Origin of the sequence: Sphingopyxis sp. (assembly GCF_034380315.1) — a bacterium.
Classification (GTDB): domain Bacteria; phylum Pseudomonadota; class Alphaproteobacteria; order Sphingomonadales; family Sphingomonadaceae; genus Sphingopyxis.
Window position 1 is genome coordinate 409,672 of sequence record NZ_JAXMPB010000003.1, and the last position, 16,032, is coordinate 425,703.

A 16,032-nucleotide genomic window follows, 5' to 3' on the forward strand; every position below is an offset into this window, starting at 1 on the left:
AGCGCCCGGCCTTGTCCGCGCCGGGCATGGAACAGGGCCTCGCCCTAGAACCATGCCTTGACGCCGATGACAAAGCTGGTGCTTTCGGCCGCTTCGCCGCCCGCGCGTGCGAAGCGGGCGGTATCGCCAAACTTGCGCGACCATTCGACGCCGACATAGGGCGCGAATTCGCGGACGATTTCATAGCGCAGGCGAAGACCCAGTTCGACGTCCGACAGCCCCGATCCGATCCCGTTCGCGGGCATATCCTGCAACGCAAAATTGGCTTCGATCGCGGGTTGCAGCACCAGTCGCTGGGTGATGCGCTGGTCATATTCCCCCTCGACCCGCGCGAGCAGATCGCCCTTGTCGGACAGGAACAACGCCCCTTCGACCTCGAACCAATAGGGGGCAAGCCCCTCAATCGCGAGCGTCGCATAGCTGCGGTCGGGACCGGGGCCGAAATCCTGACGAACGCCCGCCTGCGCGTTGAAATAGGGGCCGATGGCGCGGCTATAGAGCAATTGCACCTCGCCCCCTTCGAACCCTTCGCCGATGGCGCTTTCGCCTTCGCTCTTGATCGTCAGACGATTGATGTCGCCGCCGTACCAGGCTTCGCCGTCCCAACTGAATCCGTCATGGCCCTTTCGCGCCTGATATTCGAGATCGACGCTGACGAAGCCGAAGCTCTGTCCGCCGCCTTCCATCATCATTTCGTGGCGGGCGTGATCCATCTCGCCCTTGGGAAAGATGCGATCGGCATACCAGTCGCCCGGCGGCGGCGGCGCGGGCGCATCGCCGGCGGGCAGATCTGTACCGATGGCGCCGCCCGCGGTCGGCGGCGGCGCGGCCCTGGGCGTGCAATGCCCCATCGCGGCATGTTCGGGCGGACAGTCGGGATCGGCAACCGCCGGAGCAGCGGGTGCCGCCGCCCCATGACCGGCGTGGGGATCGATTGCAGCAGGCGCGTCGTGCCCGATGTGCTGGGCATGGTCGGCAGGCGCGTCATGCCCGCCATCATGAGCGCCGTGTACGCCCTTGTCCGTTTCCTCTGCCATGCGGCAATGGCCCATCGCGGCATGTTCGGCCGTGCAGCCGCCCATGGAACGCGGCTTTTCCATCGGCTCGGCGCCCGAGGCAGCGGGCGGAGCCGCGCCATGTGCGCCATGCTGGCCATGGCCCGTTTCATGCCCCGATCCATGACCGGCGTGGGGATCGGTCTGGGAAGCGGTCTGAGCCATCGCCGCCGGAGCGAGGGCGAGGGCCGACAGGCCGGCGAGCAGCATCGATACGCGCCTCATGCCGCCTCTCCCTTCGGACGGACGCTGACGACGCGCATCATCCCCGCGTGCATGTGATAGAGAAGATGGCAATGAAACGCCCAGTCGCCGAGCGCGTCGGCGGTAAAGTCAAAGGTCGCGATCCCGCCCGGCTGGACGATCACCGTATGCTTGCGCGGGGCATGATCGCCCTTGCCCGTCACCAGTTCAAAGAAATGGCCGTGCAGGTGGATGGGGTGGCTCATCATCGAATCATTGACCAGATTCACCCGCACCCGCTCGCCCTCGATAAAGGGAATGGGTTCGTGATGGTCCGACATCTTCACGCCGTCGAACGACCACATGAAGCGCTCCATATTGCCGGTCAGATGGATGTCGAGCGACCGTTCCGGCGCGCGGACATCGGGGTTGCGGTCGAGCGCGACGAGGTGGTGATAGGTCAGTACCTCGTGCCCGACATCCTCCAGCCCCTGCCCCGGTTCGGCCATGCGGTCGACGGGCATGGGCGAGATGGACTGGACGCTGGGGTCGCGCTTTACCTGCGGCGCCACGTCGAAATCGCGCATACTGTGGTCCATACCGCCCGCGCCGTGGCCCATCGCGGCGTGATCGGCGCCCGCCGCATCGGCGGCCGGGGTGCAATGGCCCATGGCGGCATGTTCGGGGGTGCAAGCCGCATCGCCGCCACCGGACATGTCGCCCATGCCCATGTCCTTCATCGTCGCCAGCGGACGGGCGCGCAGGGCGGGCACAGGGGCGACCATTCCGGCCCTGGGCGCCAGCGTCGCGCGGGCAAGGCCCGAGCGGTCATTGGCCTCTGCCACGAAGCTGTAGGCGCGATCCTCGATCGGGGTGACGATGACGTCATAGGTTTCGGCGACGCCGATCTGAAATTCGTCGATCTCGACCGGCCGGACATTGAGCCCATCGGCCTGGACGACGGTCAGGCGCAAGCCCGGAATGCGGACGTTGAAGATCGTCATGGCCGACGCATTGATGATGCGCAGCCGCACCCGTTCGCCCGGCGCGAACAAGGCGGTCCAATTGTCACGCGGGCCATGGCCGTTGATCAGGAAGGTATAGGTCGAACCATTGACGTCGGCGACATCGGTGGGGTCCATCCGCATCCGGCCCCATTCGATCCGTTCCTTCAGCGACTGGTCCTTGCCCGACAACAGGCCGCCCAGCGTCTGGCGCTGCATATTGAAATGGCCCGGATTGACCTTCATCTTGCGGAAGATTTCTTCGGGCGCGAGCTGGCTGTGGTCGGACAGGACGATCACATGCTCGCGGTCATAGGCGACCGGGTCGGCGCCCTTGGGATCGATGACGATCGGGCCATAATGGCCGAGCTGTTCCTGCAATCCCGAATGGCTGTGATACCAATAGGTGCCCGACTGGACGATCGGGAATTCGTAAACGAAGGACGAACGCGGCTTGATGCCCGGAAAGCTGACGCCCGGCACCCCATCCATGTGAAAGGGCAGGATCAGCCCGTGCCAGTGGATCGAGCTGTCCTCGTCGAGTTCGTTGATGACCGTCAGGCGCGCCTGCTGCCCTTCCTTGAGGCGAAGCAGCGGCGCCGGGACGGTGCCGTTGATGCCGATCGCGCGGCTGACCTTTCCGTCAACGCGCATTGTCTGGCGCGCGATGCGCAACGTGATATCGGTGCCCGAAAGGGTGGGAAGCTGCGGCGCCAGACCGGCCGAAACCGGCTGTGCCCACGCGGGAAACCATGCGGCCATCGCCGCCACCGTACCGCCACCCAAAGCTCCGCCGACGAACCGGCGCCTGTCAATCTGCATGGAAATTCAAACTCTCCTGAAAGTCTCTGTTCAGCATACGCGCCGGGATCGCCTCCCCCTTGCCGCGCCAAGAAATTTTCGCGCTAGGCGGTGCCGTCCAGCGACGCACGCAAGCGTTGCCGCGCGCGATAGAGCCGCGTCTCGATGGTCTTTTCGCTGACTCCCAGCGCGGCGGCGGCCTCTGCCTGGCTCATTTCCTCGACACCGCGCAGCAGCAATACTTCGCGCAGTTTCGGCGGCAATTCGGCCATCGCCGCGCGAACGCGCGCCAGATCGGCACGGTCCGCGGTCGCGACATCGGGCGCGGGCACCTCGCTGGCGACATGATGCGCACTTTCCAGCGGCAGCGCGCGGGCAAAAAAGGCGCGTACCTTGCGCCGCCGCGCCCAGTCGCGGCACTTGTTGAGCGCGATCCGGGCGATCCACACCCGAAACGGGCGGTCGCCGTCATAACGGCCGATCGCGGCAAAGGCGGCGACGAACGCCTCCTGCGTCAGGTCCATCGCTTCGTCGGCGTCGCCGATATTATTCTGGATCAGGCGAAAGACCGGCGCCTTGTGGCGGCGCAGCAATTCGCGATGGGCCGGGCCGCCGCCGGCCCTTGCCATGGCCGCCAGTTGCTTGTCGCTCGCCTGCCCCAGCTCCTCGCTCACCGCGCATCGGCGGTCAGCGCCTTGACCACGCTTTTGTCGAACATCGCCGCCTGTTCGGCGCTCAACACCTCGCGCATGGCGAACAGATGCTGCAATGTTTCCTTCTGCAATTCGCCCATGACCTTGTGCGTATGGTCGATCGCATCGGTCACTTGCGGACCATAGCCGTGCTCGGCCTCGATCGCACGGGCAAGGCGCACATTGGCGGCGCGCATTTCACGCTCCAGCGCATCGCGGCGGGCCGAAAAATCCTTTTCGATCTGATCGAGCCGGGCGTGCTGGTCCGACGTGAGATCGAGTTCATTGTGCAACAGCGTGTGCAATTCGGTCTCGCTCGCCTTCGGCTGGTCGAGCACCAGCCGGGCAAGGAAAACGCCGGCGACCGCCGCGAAAAATGCCACCAGCGCGATCAGCAGCAACCGCCGCGATGCGGTCATTTGCCAGCATCCAGCAGCGTGGAGGGCGCCAGCGGGCTGGCCGGAACCAGCGGCGTCAGCGGGCTGGCCGCCACGGCGGGTCCGGGCATTGCGCTGCCCGCAACGATGCCGCCGCCCAACGAGACAAAGGCCGCGAGCGCCATCATGCGCCGCATGGCCGCCGCCTCGCGCTGCCGGACCGCCAGAGCGTCCAGCACCCGATCGTCGAGCGTATCGAGCGCTTGCGGCAGCGGCGCGCTGCCCAGCATGTGAAGCGACTTGTCCATCGGATCCTTCTGCATTGTCCTCACCTCGCCTATACGCACGCCGGATAATCGCCCCTCAAAAGGATCGATATTGAGGGAGCGCCATACAGGATGCGTAATAGCAGCAGATACGCCCCAATGGAGGAAATAATGATCAAGTCCCTTCTCTCCCCGGCCGCCCTGACCCTGGCGCTGCTGCTCGCCCCCGCCGCACAGGCGCATGTGTCGCTGGCGGGATCGAAACCGGCGGCCAATGCGACCGTTTCGAAGGTGACGTCGGTGGCCCTGCATTTCAGCGAAAAGCTGATCCCGGCGACGATGAAGGTCGAACTGGTCATGACCGGGATGCCCGGAATGAAGGATCACCCGCCGATGAAAATGCCCTTCACCTCGGCGATGGGCAAGGACGGCAAATCGATGACGCTGCAGATGAAGCGGGCGCTCGTCCCTGGCACCTACAAGGTCAAATGGACCGCGGCGGGCACCGACGGACATCGCATGGGAAGCGAATTCAGCTTCACGGTGAAATAGGCCGATGCCCGACGCGCTGCTGATCGGCACGCGGTTCGCGCTTTACGCCGACCTGTTGCTGCTCGTCGGGATCGCCGCCTTTCCCCTGCATTCCCGAAGCGCGTGGGCGGCGCCCGTTACAGCAGCGCTGACGCCGCTCGCGACATTGGGCCTTGCCCTCGCCACCGGGCATCTGCTGCTGCTTGGCGCCGCGATGTTCGGCGTGTCGCCATCGGCCATCGACGGCGCGATGATCGGCGTCCTGATCGGTGAAACCGACATGGGAACGACAGGGACGATCCGCATCGGCGCGCTCGCGCTCGCGCTTGGCGCCGCCCTCACCATGCGCGGTCGGCTCAAGCCCATGGCCGTGGCCGTCGCAACGGCCGGAGCGCTGGCCCTTGCCACCCTCGCCTGGTCGGGACATGCCGCCGCGACCGAGGGCGCATGGGGCACCCTTCACCGCGCAAGCGACGCGCTGCACCTGATCGCCGCCGCCGTCTGGCTGGGCGCCATCGCCGCCTTGCTGATGCACATTGGCCGCCCGACCGGTGCCGCGGGTCCGCCGCTGGCAGACACCGCACAGACCCTCGAACGCTTTGCGCCGGTCGGAACCGCCTGTGTCGGGGTCATCCTGTTCACAGGAATCGTCAACGGCGTGGCGATTGCGGGCATCGACGGGATCGGCGCCTTGCCCGAAACCGCCTATGGCCGCCTGTTGGCCCTGAAAATCCTGTTGTTCGGCCTCATGCTGGCGCTGGCCGCCGCCAATCGCTGGCGGCTGACCCCGCGGCTTCGCGCCGTGTCGGAGGCAGCGGCAACGTCGGCGGCGGTCGAGCCTGGACGCGCGCTGCGCGCGATCCGGGTCAGCCTGTTGCTGGAAATGGCGGCGGCGGCGGCCATATTGGGTCTGGTCGCCTGGCTGGGCACGCTCGCGCCATTACCCGACGCAAGCGCATGAAGGCCCCAACGCCTAGTGGCTTGGCGCCAGTTCGCCGCGTGCCTGGCGAAACACCTCGATACTGCCCCAGACCGCGAGGCTGGCCATGATGCTGGCGACCAGCAGGTCGGGCCAGCTCTGGCCCGTCCCGAACACGCCCAGCGCCGCGGCCATCACCGCGACATTGCCGATCGCGTCGTTGCGCGAACATATCCACACCGACCGCATGTTCGCATCGCCGGTGCGATAGCGGTACAGCATCAGGGCGACGACGACATTGGCCACCAGCGCCAAAGCCCCGATCGCCCCCATGGTTTCGGCATGGGGCGCGGTGCCGTTGAAAAATCCCCATATCGCCGATCCGAACACCCACAGACCAAAGACCAGCATCGTCAGCGCCTTCACCAGCGCGGCGCGGGCGCGCCACGCCAGCGCCATGCCCGCGACACCCAGGCTGATCGCATAATTGGCGCTGTCGCCCAGAAAATCGAGTGCGTCAGCCTGAAGCGCGCGCGAATCCGCGGCCACCCCCGCAACGACCTCTACAGCGAACATCGCGCCATTCACGATCAGCGCGATCCACAGCACCCGGCGCCAACGCGGATCGTTGAGCGCGCTCGTTCCACTTTTGCTTGCACAGCATTGGTCGGCCATCGCCGAAGTCTCCTTGGTTCTTCGAGTCGACACCCTATATGGACCCTGTAGCAACTACAGGGTCAAGCGATGAAAATCGGCGAACTGTCGCGCGCAACCGGCACCAACATCGAAACCATCCGTTATTATGAGCGCATCGGCCTGTTGCCCGAACCCGGGCGCACCGCGGCCAATTACCGCAGCTATGGCGACGCCCATCGCGCGCGGCTGGTCTTTGTCCGCCATTCGCGCGACCTGGGGTTCACGATAGAGGAAATCCGTTCGCTGCTGGACCTGTCCGACGATCCCGCCCGCGACTGTCACGAAGCCGACCGCATCGCCAGCGCACATCTGGAACAGGTCGAAGGAAAGATCGCGCAATTGACCGCGCTACGCGACGAACTGACCCGCATCGTCGGCCGCTGTCGCGGCGGCCTGGCGGGCGACTGCCGGGTGATCGAGGCGCTGGGCGATCATGGGCAGTGCCAAAGCGCGCATTGAGCGCCAACCGAAGCCGTTCCGGCCGTCGTTGCAAAGGCGATAGGCGATAGGCGACGCAGCGGAACGATGCCGAAGAGAGCAACGCTCGCAAAGGCGATTGGCAAACATTGAATGACGTGAAGGTGGGACGATTCTGTTGCCCGGCTCGTCCCCAGCCGCTGGTATCCGATTCTGTTGCCCGGTTCGGTCCGAACCGCGTTCTATTTGTCTAACCTTCGGCCGTGAGGCTTATCGGTTAGGCAGCAAGAGCGAGTGCTTCGTTATCGTTAGCACTTATAGTTTTGAGCCTTGAACGGGTTACTCAGCCCGGAAGAAAACATCGTCTTTGAACACACGTCGATCCTGGTTCGGCCCCGTCAGAAGCCCGCGCGCCCCTTCACGGATGCGCGGGTTTGTGGTGGAGCCGCCGGGTACTGCCCCCGGGTCCGCTGTGTCTATTCCACGACACCATTTATCCTCATAGCCAGCCGAAACCGGCACCCTCCATATAGGCAGCCCGCCCGCGCTTGGAAAGAGCACGGACGGGCATTTTGTCGCTATTTGGCAACCGGATCGCCGCCAGATGAGCGGCTAACCTCTTATTTTTTACGCAATTCATCCCGAATTTCGGTGAGCAGATCGACCTCGCTGGGCCCCGCCGGAGCCGCCTCGGGCTCTTGCTTGCGCATCACCTTGTTCACCCATTTGACGAGAAGAAAGATGATGAAGGCCAGAATCAGAAAATTGATCACCGCGGTGATGAAGGCGCCATAACCGATCATCGCGACCCCCGCTTCCTTCAGCGCGGCATAATCGGTCGCCGACACGCCCGCCGGAACGCTGCCCAGAAGGATGAACTTGCTGGAAAAATCGACCCCGCCAAAGATCGCGCCGACCAGCGGCATAATGACATCGCCGGTCAGCGACGTGGTGATGGTGGCAAAGGCACCGCCGATGATGACACCGACCGCAAGGTCCATGACATTGCCCTTTGCGATAAATTCCCTGAACTCTGCCAGCATCTGCCTGCTCTCCGAAATAGTGGGTCCTGTGGACTTCTGGTGCCGCGACGATTGCGCAAAGGCAAGCGGCTTCCTATTATGTGTATTGTTGCGGCAAAACGCCGCCCAAGGGAGACTGACACATGAGTTTTCGTTCCGCCCGCTGGATGATCGTGCCCGTCGCCGCGCTTTCGCTGTCCGCCTGTGGCATCAACAGTGTGCCGACCAAGGAGGAAGCGGCAAAGGCCAAATGGGCGAATGTCGAGGCCGCCTATCAGCGCCGCGCCGACCTGATCCCCAATCTGGTCGAAACAGCCAAAGGCGCCGCGAATATCGAACAGTCGACGCTGGAAGGCGTGATCCAGGCGCGTGCCTCGGCCACGCAGGTCAAGCTGTCGCCGAGCGATCTGGAAGATCCCGCAAAGGTCCAGCAGTTCCAGCAGGCACAGGGCAATGTGTCGAGCGCGCTCGGTCGCCTGCTCGTCACCGTCGAACAATATCCGGACCTCAAGAGCCAGGCGCGCTTTGCCGACCTGATGACCCAGCTTGAGGGCACCGAAAACCGCATCAACGTCGCGATCCAGGACTATAATGGCGCGGTGCAGGATTATAATACGACGATCCGTACCTTCCCCGACATCATCGGTGCCAAGATCGTCCACGGCGCCGAGCCGATGACGCCGTACAAGGCGGTGACGCCCAATGCGAACGAGGCACCGAAGGTCGATTTCGGGCAGTAATGATACCGCGCCTTCTTCTTGCAGCGCCGTCGGCGATTTTACTCGCGGTCGGCGGATGCAAGGCCGAAGCGCCAATCGAATCCTCGATCTGCCTTGGCATCCCGCAAACGGCCTTGGCGGGTCACGTAACGGATGTCGCCAATATTCTGAATGATCGGGAGGAAGCCCAGTTGTCAGAGCGTCTCGCCCGCTACGAAGCGCGGACGAAACACCAGATGGTCGTCGCTACCGTGCCGGCCCTCAATGGTGCGCAGCCGATTGAATATGCCACCTGTCTGGGGCGCCGATGGCAAATCGGACGGAAAGACGAAAACGACGGCATCCTGATCCTTGTCGCGCCCAACGAACGCCAAATGAGCATCGCGACCGGACATGGCATCGAGAAAATTTTGACTGACGAGAAAGCAAAGGCCGTTATCGTCGACCAAGCCACACCACATTTTAGGAGTGGGGATTACTTCACCGGCCTTTCCAAAGGCATTGAATCGATTGCCGTACAGACGGGAGATAATCTGTGAGGATGCTTCAGTTGAGCTGGATGCTCGGGATCATCCTTATCGCTTCCCCCGCCGCCGCGCAGACCTTCCCCGCGCTGAGCGGCCGTGTCGTCGATCAGGCGGACATTATTCCGCCGGCCGAAGAGGCCGCGCTGACCAATCAGCTCGCCGAACTGGAAACGGCGACCGGCCATCAGCTGGTCGTCGCGACGGTCAAGGATCTTGGGGGCAACGAGGTCAGCGACTATGGCTACAAGCTTGGTCGCGAATGGGGCATCGGCGGCAAGGAAGCCAATAACGGCGTCATCTTTCTGATCGCCCCGAACGAGCGGCGGATGAATATTTCGGTGGGCTATGGTCTCGAACCCGTGCTGACCGACGCGCTGTCGGGACGCATCATCCGTGACGTGGTTACGCCCCGGTTCAAGGACAATGACTATCCCGGCGGCATTCAAGCCGGGGTCGATGCGATCGCCCAGCAGATCCAACTTCCGCCCGAAGAAGCGAAAGCGCGCGCCGCGGCGGCATCCAAGGCCGAACGCGACCGCGCCAAGGACGGCAATTTCGGCGGGCTGTTCTTTATCGCGTTCATCATCATCTTTTTCTTCATCGTGCCGATGCTGTCGGCGCGAGGCCGGCGCGGCAAGCGGCACCGGCGGCGGCGCGGTCCCTGGGGCGGCGCGCCGATCATCATCTGGGGCGACGATGACGATTGGGGCGGCTGGGGCGGCGGCGGCGGATCGTCGTGGGGCGGCGGTGGTGGCTTTGGGGGCGGCGGCTTCGGTGGATTTTCGGGCGGCGGCGGCAGCTTCGGCGGCGGCGGCGCGTCGGGCGGCTGGTAGGGAGCGGATCACATGCCACGCAAGGTCAATCATGTGAGCGAGGCCGATCACCGCATCGTCACCGATGCGGTCGCGGCGGCCGAACGCCATACCGACGGCGAAATCGTCACCATCATCGCGGCGCAATCCAATGACTATGACGATGTCGCGCTCGTCTGGGCCAGCGTCGGCGCCTTTCTGGCCATGTCGCTGGTCGCGCTGTTCCCCGATTTCTATCGCGGCATTTACGACTGGCTGCGCGGCGGCTGGGGGCATGAGCCGACCGCGAACGAATGGCTGGGGACGATCATCGCCTTTGGCGTCATCAAGTGGATCGGTATCTGGCTGATCCTGCTCTGGCGCCCGCTGCGGCTCGCCCTGACCCCGCGTGCGATTCTGGCGGGGCGGGTGCGTGCCCGCGCGATCGATCTGTTCAAGGTCGGAACCGAGGCGAAGACCGTCGGCCGCACCGGGGTCGTGCTGTATGTCAGCCTGAAGGAGCATCGCGCCGACATCGTCGCCGACGAGGCGATCGCCGCAAAGGTCGCGCCCGAAATATGGGGCAACGCAATGGCGGCGCTGATCGACCGCATCCGCGCGGGCGAGCCTGGCGAAGGCATGGCAGAGGCGGTGCGGCAGATGGGCGTCGTCCTGGCCGAACATTTCCCCAAGAGCGACGGCAACCCCAACGAGCTGTGCGATCGGCTGATCGAAATCTAGAAAGCGAAACCATGTCCCGCCCTGCCCCCGACACGCCCATCGAGACGCGCTGGGAAGGCCGCTTCATCACGGTAAGGCAACAGGGAAACTGGGAATATGTCTCGCGTTCGCGCGGGATCCATGCCGCGGTGATACTGCCGATCGACGATGCGCCGGACGGGCGGCACGTCATTCTGGTCGAGCAATATCGTGTGCCGATGGGCCGCCCCTGTCTGGAGCTTCCCGCCGGGCTGGTCGGCGACGACAGCGCGGGCGAAGCGTCCGAAAGCGCAGCGCGGCGCGAGCTCGAGGAGGAAACCGGCTATCGCGCCGAAACCTGGCGCACGGTCGGCGAATTTTTCAGCTCCCCCGGCATGGTGAGCGAAAGCTTCACCCTGCTCGTCGCGACCAAGCTGACGAAGGTGAGCGAGGGCGGCGGGGTCGATGGCGAGGATATCATCGTCCACCGCATCCGGCTGGACGGCATAGAGGATTTCATCGCCGCGAAACGCGCCGAAGGATGCGGGATCGATGTGCGCGTCGCGATGCTGCTGGCGGGCGGGTTGCTGGCCTGACGAACGGCTGTGGCGGGCCAGGATTTGGCCCCGGCCGCCCTTCCCTGTCCCATCCATCGAGGAAATGCGGTTCAAGCAGGATCCCGGGTCAGGCACGGGGCAATGGCAGTGAGGCGCGTCCCCTCGCCGCCCCAAAAGCGGCCCTTGGCTTTCGCCGCCGCGCCTATCGGACCCCGAAACGCCAGCGCAGCAACGGGCGGGCGAGCAACAGGCCCGCGAGGAAACCGCCCATATGGGCCCAGATGGCAACCGCGCCGAAACCCGCGCCGGCGGCAAGGCCGATCAGCAGTTGGACACCGATCCACGCCGCGGCAAGCCACAGCGCGCGAACCCAATGGCTGGGGATCGGACCGATGGCGGGGGCCTGACTGCGGCTGAAGATCAGCGCGAACACCGCGATCAATGCCGAGATCGCACCGCTGGCACCGACCATCGGCACCGTCGACTGCGGGTCCGCGATCCATTGGGCAAAAGCGCCCGAATAGGCGCCCGCGACCAACAGCACCCCCATCGCCTTGCCGCCCAGCGGCGCCTCGAGCTGGCGTCCAACGAACAGCAGAACGATGACGTTGAAGATCAGGTGCATCAGGCCGCCGTGCAGAAAGGCCGACGACAGCGGCGTCAGTGCAAAGGGCATCATCGGCCCCGGCGGCAGGATCAGGCTGGTGTCGAAACGCGCGGGAATGAAGCCCGCGCGCACGATGGCATCCAGGTGCAGGCCCGTGATCGCCAACAGAATGTGAACGACGACGCAAACGAGCGCGAAGCCCGTCACCACCGGCGCGTCCTGCGGCTTCATCCTGCCCGTCCGCCGATCAGATGAACTCGATCTTGTTGACGAGATAATATTTGTCGCCCGCGGGCACGGTGACTTCGATCTCGTCGTCGACCTTGCGCCCGATCAGCGCGCGGCCGAGCGGCGAATTATAGCTGATCTTGCCCGCCTTCGCATCGGCTTCGGCCTGACCGACGATCTGATACCTCACCGGCTTGTCATCCTCGTCGGCGAGGGTGACGGTCGCGCCGAACACGATCCGGTCGCCCGACAGGGTCGTCGGGTCGATGACCTGCGCGCGCGCCAACCGGTCCTCCAGGTCGCCGATGGTCGCTTCGACCTGCCCCTGGCGTTCCTTGGCGGCATGATATTCGGCGTTTTCCGAAAGGTCGCCGTGGGCCCGCGCTTCCTCGATCGCGTCGACGATCAGCGGGCGTTCGGCCTTCAGCGTCGCGAGTTGCGCGCTCAGCTTCTCATAGCCTTCCGCCAGCATCGGCACCTTTTCAACGCTTGCCATTATCCTGTTGTCCTTCGTCAATAATCCCACCCCGGCGAAAACCTCGCCGGGCGGCAGAGCCGCTGTTTCCGTCAATGTCGGGGAGTGGAGCGGTCCTTCAATAATAGTCCTGAAGCGGCTTTACTTCAAGAGAGCGCGCGCGCAGCGCACCGATCGCGTGGGTTGCGGCATCGCTGCCCGCCGCGGTGGTGTAATAGGCGATGTCGGCCGCCAGCGCGGAGGCGCGGATCGACTGCGAATCCTGCAGGCTCTGCCACCCTTCGGTGGTGTTGAAGATCAGCTGGATATCGCCATCCTTGATCCGGTCGACGATGTGCGGGCGCCCTTCGGCAACCTTGTTCACCCGTTCGACCGATATGCCCTGCGCGGCGAGATAGTCGGCGGTGCCGCCGGTCGCCACCACCTGCCAGCCCCAGTCGGCAAGCTGCTGGACCGCGGCCAGAATGCGCGGCTTGTCGCTGTCCTTCACCGACACGAACACGCGCCCGTCGGTCGGCAGACGGTCGCCCGCGCCGAGCTGCGCCTTGGCAAAGGCAAGGTTGAAATCGCTGTCGATTCCCATGACTTCGCCGGTGGACTTCATCTCGGGCGACAACACCGGATCGGTGCCGGGGAAGCGCGCGAAGGGGAATACCGCTTCCTTCACCGCGACATGCGCGATGTCGCGGTTGATCTTGGGCAGGCCGGCGAGCTTTTCACCCGCCATCACCCGCGCCGCGATCTTGGCGATCGGCGATCCCACCGCCTTGGCGACGAAGGGCACGGTCCGGCTGGCGCGCGGATTGACCTCGATCAGGTAAACCGCGCCGTCCTTGACCGCATATTGCACATTCATCAGCCCGCGTACGCCGAGCGCGCGGGCAAGCGCGTCGGTCTGGCGCTCGATCTCCGCAACGATATCGGCCGACAGGCTGTAGGGCGGGATCGAACAGGCGCTGTCGCCCGAATGGACGCCGGCTTCCTCGATATGCTGGAGCACGCCCGCCACGACGACATCGGTGCCGTCGCACAGCGCATCGACATCGACCTCGATCGCGTCGCGCAGATAACGGTCGATCAGCACCGGGCTGTCGCCCGAAACCTGCACCGCGGTTTCGATATAATTTTCAAGCTGCGCCTGATCGTCGACGATCTCCATCGCGCGGCCGCCGAGGACATAGGAGGGGCGGGTCAGCACCGGATAGCCGATGCGCGCCGCGACCGCGACCGCTTCCTCGCGGCTGCGCGCGATGCCGTTCTCCGGCTGTTTCAGGCCCAGCTTGTTGACCAGCGCGGCAAAACGCTCGCGGTCTTCGGCCAGGTCGATCGCGTCGGGCGAGGTACCGAGGATCGGGATACCCGCCTCGGCGAGCGCCTGCGCCAGCTTCAACGGCGTCTGGCCGCCGAACTGGACGATCACACCCGCCAGCGTCCCCTTCGACATTTCGACGTGCAGAATTTCCAGCACATCTTCGGCGGTCAGCGGCTCGAAATAGAGGCGGTCCGACGTATCATAATCGGTCGACACCGTTTCGGGGTTGCAGTTGACCATGATCGTTTCATAGCCCGCTTCCTCCAGCGCAAAGCAGGCATGGCAACAGCAATAGTCGAACTCGATCCCCTGCCCGATCCGGTTCGGACCGCCGCCAAGGATCACGACCTTTTTCCGGTCGCTGGGGTTCGCCTCGCACTCGGGCTCGCCAAAGGTCGGCGCTTCATAGGTCGAATAGAGATAGGGTGTCTGCGCCTGGAATTCGGCGGCGCAGGTGTCGATCGTCTTGAAGACCGGACGCACGCCCAGCCGATGGCGCAGCGCGCGCACTTCCCGTTCGGTGACGCCGCCGGTCATCGCCTTCACCGTTTCGTGGATCAGGCCGGTTCCGTGCGCGGCCGCGGCGCGCGAGCCGGGACGCAGATGCGCCGACTGAAGCGCCAGATAGGCCAGCCGCTTGTCGGAGAAGCCCATGGATTTGAGCTTGCGCAGCCCTTCGGCTTCACGCGGCAGACCGTTTTCCATCACAGATTGTTCGGCCGCGACGATTTCGGCGATGCGTTCGAGGAACCACATGTCATAGCCCGCGACGCGATTGATCTCGGCGAGTGGCAGGCCTTCGCGGATCGCCTGCGCGGTGTTGAGCAGCCGGTCGGGGGTGCGCTTCGCCAGTTCGCTTTTCAACTGGTCGTGGCTCGCGCCGACGAGGCGGTCGACGAAGTTGAAGCCCGACAGCCCGGTTTCCAGCCCGCGCAGCGCCTTTTGCATCGATTCATGGATGGTGCGGCCGATCGCCATCACTTCACCCACCGATTTCATCGCGGTCGACAGCGCCGCCTCGGCGCCCTTGAACTTTTCAAAGGCGAAGCGCGGGATCTTGGTGACGACATAATCGATCGTCGGTTCGAACGACGCCGGGGTGACGCCGGTGATGTCGTTCATGATCTCGTCGAGCGTGTAGCCGACCGCCAGCTTCGCCGCGACCTTGGCGATCGGGAAACCCGTCGCCTTCGACGCGAGCGCCGAACTGCGCGACACGCGCGGGTTCATCTCGATCACGATCAGGCGGCCGTCCTTCGGATTGACCGCGAACTGGACGTTCGACCCGCCCGTCTCGACCCCGATCTCGCGCAGCACCGCGATGCTCGCGTTGCGCATGATCTGATATTCCTTGTCGGTCAGCGTCAGCGCCGGGGCGACGGTGATGCTGTCGCCGGTGTGCACCCCCATCGGATCGACATTCTCGATCGAGCAGATGATGATGCAATTGTCCTTGCGGTCGCGCACCACCTCCATCTCATATTCTTTCCAGCCGAGGAGCGATTCCTCGATCAGGACTTCGGTGGTCGGCGAGGCGATTAGGCCGCCGCGGACGATATGCTCGAATTCCTCGCGGTTGTACGCGATGCCGCCGCCGGTGCCGCCGAGCGTGAAGCTCGGGCGAATGATCGAGGGCAGCCCGGTGCGTTCGAGCACCGCAAACGCCTCGTCGAGCGTGTGCGCGACGCCGCTGCGCGCGCTTTCCAGCCCGATCTTGTCCATCGCGTCGCGGAACTTCTGCCGGTCCTCGGCCTTGTCGATCGCCTCGGCATCGGCGCCGATCATCTCGACGCCGTACTTCGCGAGCGTCCCGTCCTGCGCGAGCGCGAGCGCGGTGTTGAGCGCGGTCTGCCCGCCCATCGTCGGCAGCACCGCGTCCGGCCGCTCCTTTTCGATGATCTTCGCGACGATCTCGGGCGTGATCGGCTCGACATAGGTCGCATCCGCCAGATCGGGATCGGTCATGATCGTCGCCGGGTTGGAGTTGACGAGGACGATGCGATAGCCCTCCTCCTTCAGCGCCTTGATCGCCTGCGTCCCCGAATAGTCGAACTCGCACGCCTGACCGATAACGATCGGGCCGGCGCCGATGACGAGGATGGATTGGATGTCGGTTCTTTTGGGCATTTGACTACTTTGCTCTCATTGCATACA

General features: G+C 64.6%; 18 protein-coding genes and 1 other RNA gene. 8 read left to right on the top strand and 11 right to left on the bottom strand.

All coding sequences use genetic code 11. The features are described from left to right. Positions 1 to 44 precede the first annotated feature (44 nt). The 5 genes from U0S50_RS07850 to U0S50_RS07870 form a co-directional block, all read right to left on the bottom strand. Complete coding sequence (locus U0S50_RS07850; RefSeq protein ID WP_322308211.1) at positions 45 to 1,280, bottom strand: copper resistance protein B; 1,236 nt, start codon at positions 1,278 to 1,280, stop codon at positions 45 to 47. Then, on the bottom strand, positions 1,277 to 3,070 hold the full coding sequence (locus U0S50_RS07855; RefSeq protein ID WP_322308277.1) for a copper resistance system multicopper oxidase: 1,794 nt from the start codon (positions 3,068 to 3,070) through the stop codon (positions 1,277 to 1,279). Before U0S50_RS07855 ends, U0S50_RS07850 begins: the two co-directional genes overlap by 4 nt. Positions 3,071 to 3,147: 77 nt before the next feature. Continuing rightward, positions 3,148 to 3,717, bottom strand: coding sequence for an RNA polymerase sigma factor (locus U0S50_RS07860; RefSeq protein ID WP_322308212.1), 570 nt, complete (start codon positions 3,715 to 3,717; stop codon positions 3,148 to 3,150). After that, positions 3,714 to 4,154, bottom strand: a complete 441-nt coding sequence (locus U0S50_RS07865) for a periplasmic heavy metal sensor (RefSeq protein ID WP_322308213.1) — start codon at positions 4,152 to 4,154, stop codon at positions 3,714 to 3,716. The genes U0S50_RS07860 and U0S50_RS07865 overlap by 4 nt, the downstream gene beginning before the upstream one ends. Beyond that, positions 4,151 to 4,435: a hypothetical protein gene (locus U0S50_RS07870; RefSeq protein ID WP_322308214.1), complete on the bottom strand. Its 285-nt coding sequence runs from the start codon at positions 4,433 to 4,435 to the stop codon at positions 4,151 to 4,153. Before U0S50_RS07870 ends, U0S50_RS07865 begins: the two co-directional genes overlap by 4 nt. Positions 4,436 to 4,549: 114 nt before the next feature. Here U0S50_RS07870 and copC point away from each other — a divergent pair, with 114 nt between their 5' ends. Both copC and copD read left to right on the top strand, forming a co-directional pair. After that, positions 4,550 to 4,930 carry a copper homeostasis periplasmic binding protein CopC gene (gene copC / locus U0S50_RS07875; RefSeq protein WP_322308215.1) on the top strand — a complete coding sequence of 127 codons (381 nt, stop codon included), beginning with the start codon at positions 4,550 to 4,552 and terminating at the stop codon, positions 4,928 to 4,930. Positions 4,931 to 4,934: 4 nt separating this feature from the next. Further along, positions 4,935 to 5,870, top strand: coding sequence for a copper homeostasis membrane protein CopD (gene copD, locus U0S50_RS07880; protein ID WP_322308216.1), 936 nt, complete (start codon positions 4,935 to 4,937; stop codon positions 5,868 to 5,870). Between the two features lie 12 nt (positions 5,871 to 5,882). Here copD and U0S50_RS07885 read toward each other — a convergent pair whose 3' ends face one another. After that, complete coding sequence (locus U0S50_RS07885; protein ID WP_322308217.1) at positions 5,883 to 6,503, bottom strand: cation transporter; 621 nt, start codon at positions 6,501 to 6,503, stop codon at positions 5,883 to 5,885. 69 nt (positions 6,504 to 6,572) lie between these two features. Between U0S50_RS07885 and U0S50_RS07890 the strand changes: the two genes are divergently transcribed. Continuing rightward, a complete protein-coding gene (locus U0S50_RS07890) occupies positions 6,573 to 6,983 on the top strand; it encodes a helix-turn-helix domain-containing protein (protein ID WP_322308218.1) in 411 nt (136 codons plus the stop codon). Between the two features lie 160 nt (positions 6,984 to 7,143). Here the strand turns inward: U0S50_RS07890 and ssrA are convergent. Together ssrA and mscL are read right to left on the bottom strand one after the other, a co-directional pair. Next, positions 7,144 to 7,500: a transfer-messenger RNA gene (gene ssrA, locus U0S50_RS07895) on the bottom strand. A gap of 61 nt (positions 7,501 to 7,561) precedes the next feature. After that, a complete protein-coding gene (mscL, locus tag U0S50_RS07900; RefSeq protein WP_322308219.1) occupies positions 7,562 to 7,984 on the bottom strand; it encodes a large conductance mechanosensitive channel protein MscL in 423 nt (140 codons plus the stop codon). Positions 7,985 to 8,106: 122 nt separating this feature from the next. Here mscL and U0S50_RS07905 point away from each other — a divergent pair, with 122 nt between their 5' ends. From U0S50_RS07905 to U0S50_RS07925, 5 genes are read left to right on the top strand one after another with little or no spacing between them, the layout of a single operon-like run. Beyond that, positions 8,107 to 8,703 (top strand): LemA family protein, encoded by a 597-nt coding sequence (locus tag U0S50_RS07905; RefSeq protein ID WP_322308220.1) that lies wholly within the window; start codon positions 8,107 to 8,109, stop codon positions 8,701 to 8,703. After that, positions 8,703 to 9,221, top strand: coding sequence for a TPM domain-containing protein (locus tag U0S50_RS07910; protein ID WP_322308221.1), 519 nt, complete (start codon positions 8,703 to 8,705; stop codon positions 9,219 to 9,221). Before U0S50_RS07905 ends, U0S50_RS07910 begins: the two co-directional genes overlap by 1 nt. A 2-nt stretch (positions 9,222 to 9,223) precedes the next feature. Beyond that, a complete protein-coding gene (locus U0S50_RS07915; protein WP_322308278.1) occupies positions 9,224 to 10,042 on the top strand; it encodes a TPM domain-containing protein in 819 nt (272 codons plus the stop codon). 12 nt (positions 10,043 to 10,054) lie between these two features. Beyond that, the gene (locus tag U0S50_RS07920) at positions 10,055 to 10,741 is read left to right on the top strand and encodes a hypothetical protein (RefSeq protein ID WP_322308222.1); all 687 of its coding nucleotides are present in this window, start codon (positions 10,055 to 10,057) and stop codon (positions 10,739 to 10,741) included. Between the two features lie 11 nt (positions 10,742 to 10,752). Further along, entirely contained in the window at positions 10,753 to 11,295 is a 543-nt protein-coding gene (locus tag U0S50_RS07925; RefSeq protein ID WP_322308223.1) for an NUDIX hydrolase, read from the top strand. Positions 11,296 to 11,458: 163 nt separating this feature from the next. Here U0S50_RS07925 and U0S50_RS07930 read toward each other — a convergent pair whose 3' ends face one another. The 3 genes from U0S50_RS07930 to carB all read right to left on the bottom strand — a co-directional run bounded on the left by U0S50_RS07930 (position 11,459) and on the right by carB (position 16,005). Further along, positions 11,459 to 12,094: a rhomboid family intramembrane serine protease gene (locus U0S50_RS07930; RefSeq protein ID WP_322308224.1), complete on the bottom strand. Its 636-nt coding sequence runs from the start codon at positions 12,092 to 12,094 to the stop codon at positions 11,459 to 11,461. 16 nt (positions 12,095 to 12,110) lie between these two features. Further along, positions 12,111 to 12,587, bottom strand: a complete 477-nt coding sequence (gene greA, locus U0S50_RS07935; protein WP_322308225.1) for a transcription elongation factor GreA — start codon at positions 12,585 to 12,587, stop codon at positions 12,111 to 12,113. Positions 12,588 to 12,684: 97 nt separating this feature from the next. Further along, positions 12,685 to 16,005 (bottom strand): carbamoyl-phosphate synthase large subunit, encoded by a 3,321-nt coding sequence (gene carB / locus U0S50_RS07940; protein ID WP_322308226.1) that lies wholly within the window; start codon positions 16,003 to 16,005, stop codon positions 12,685 to 12,687. Positions 16,006 to 16,032: the final 27 nt, after the last annotated feature.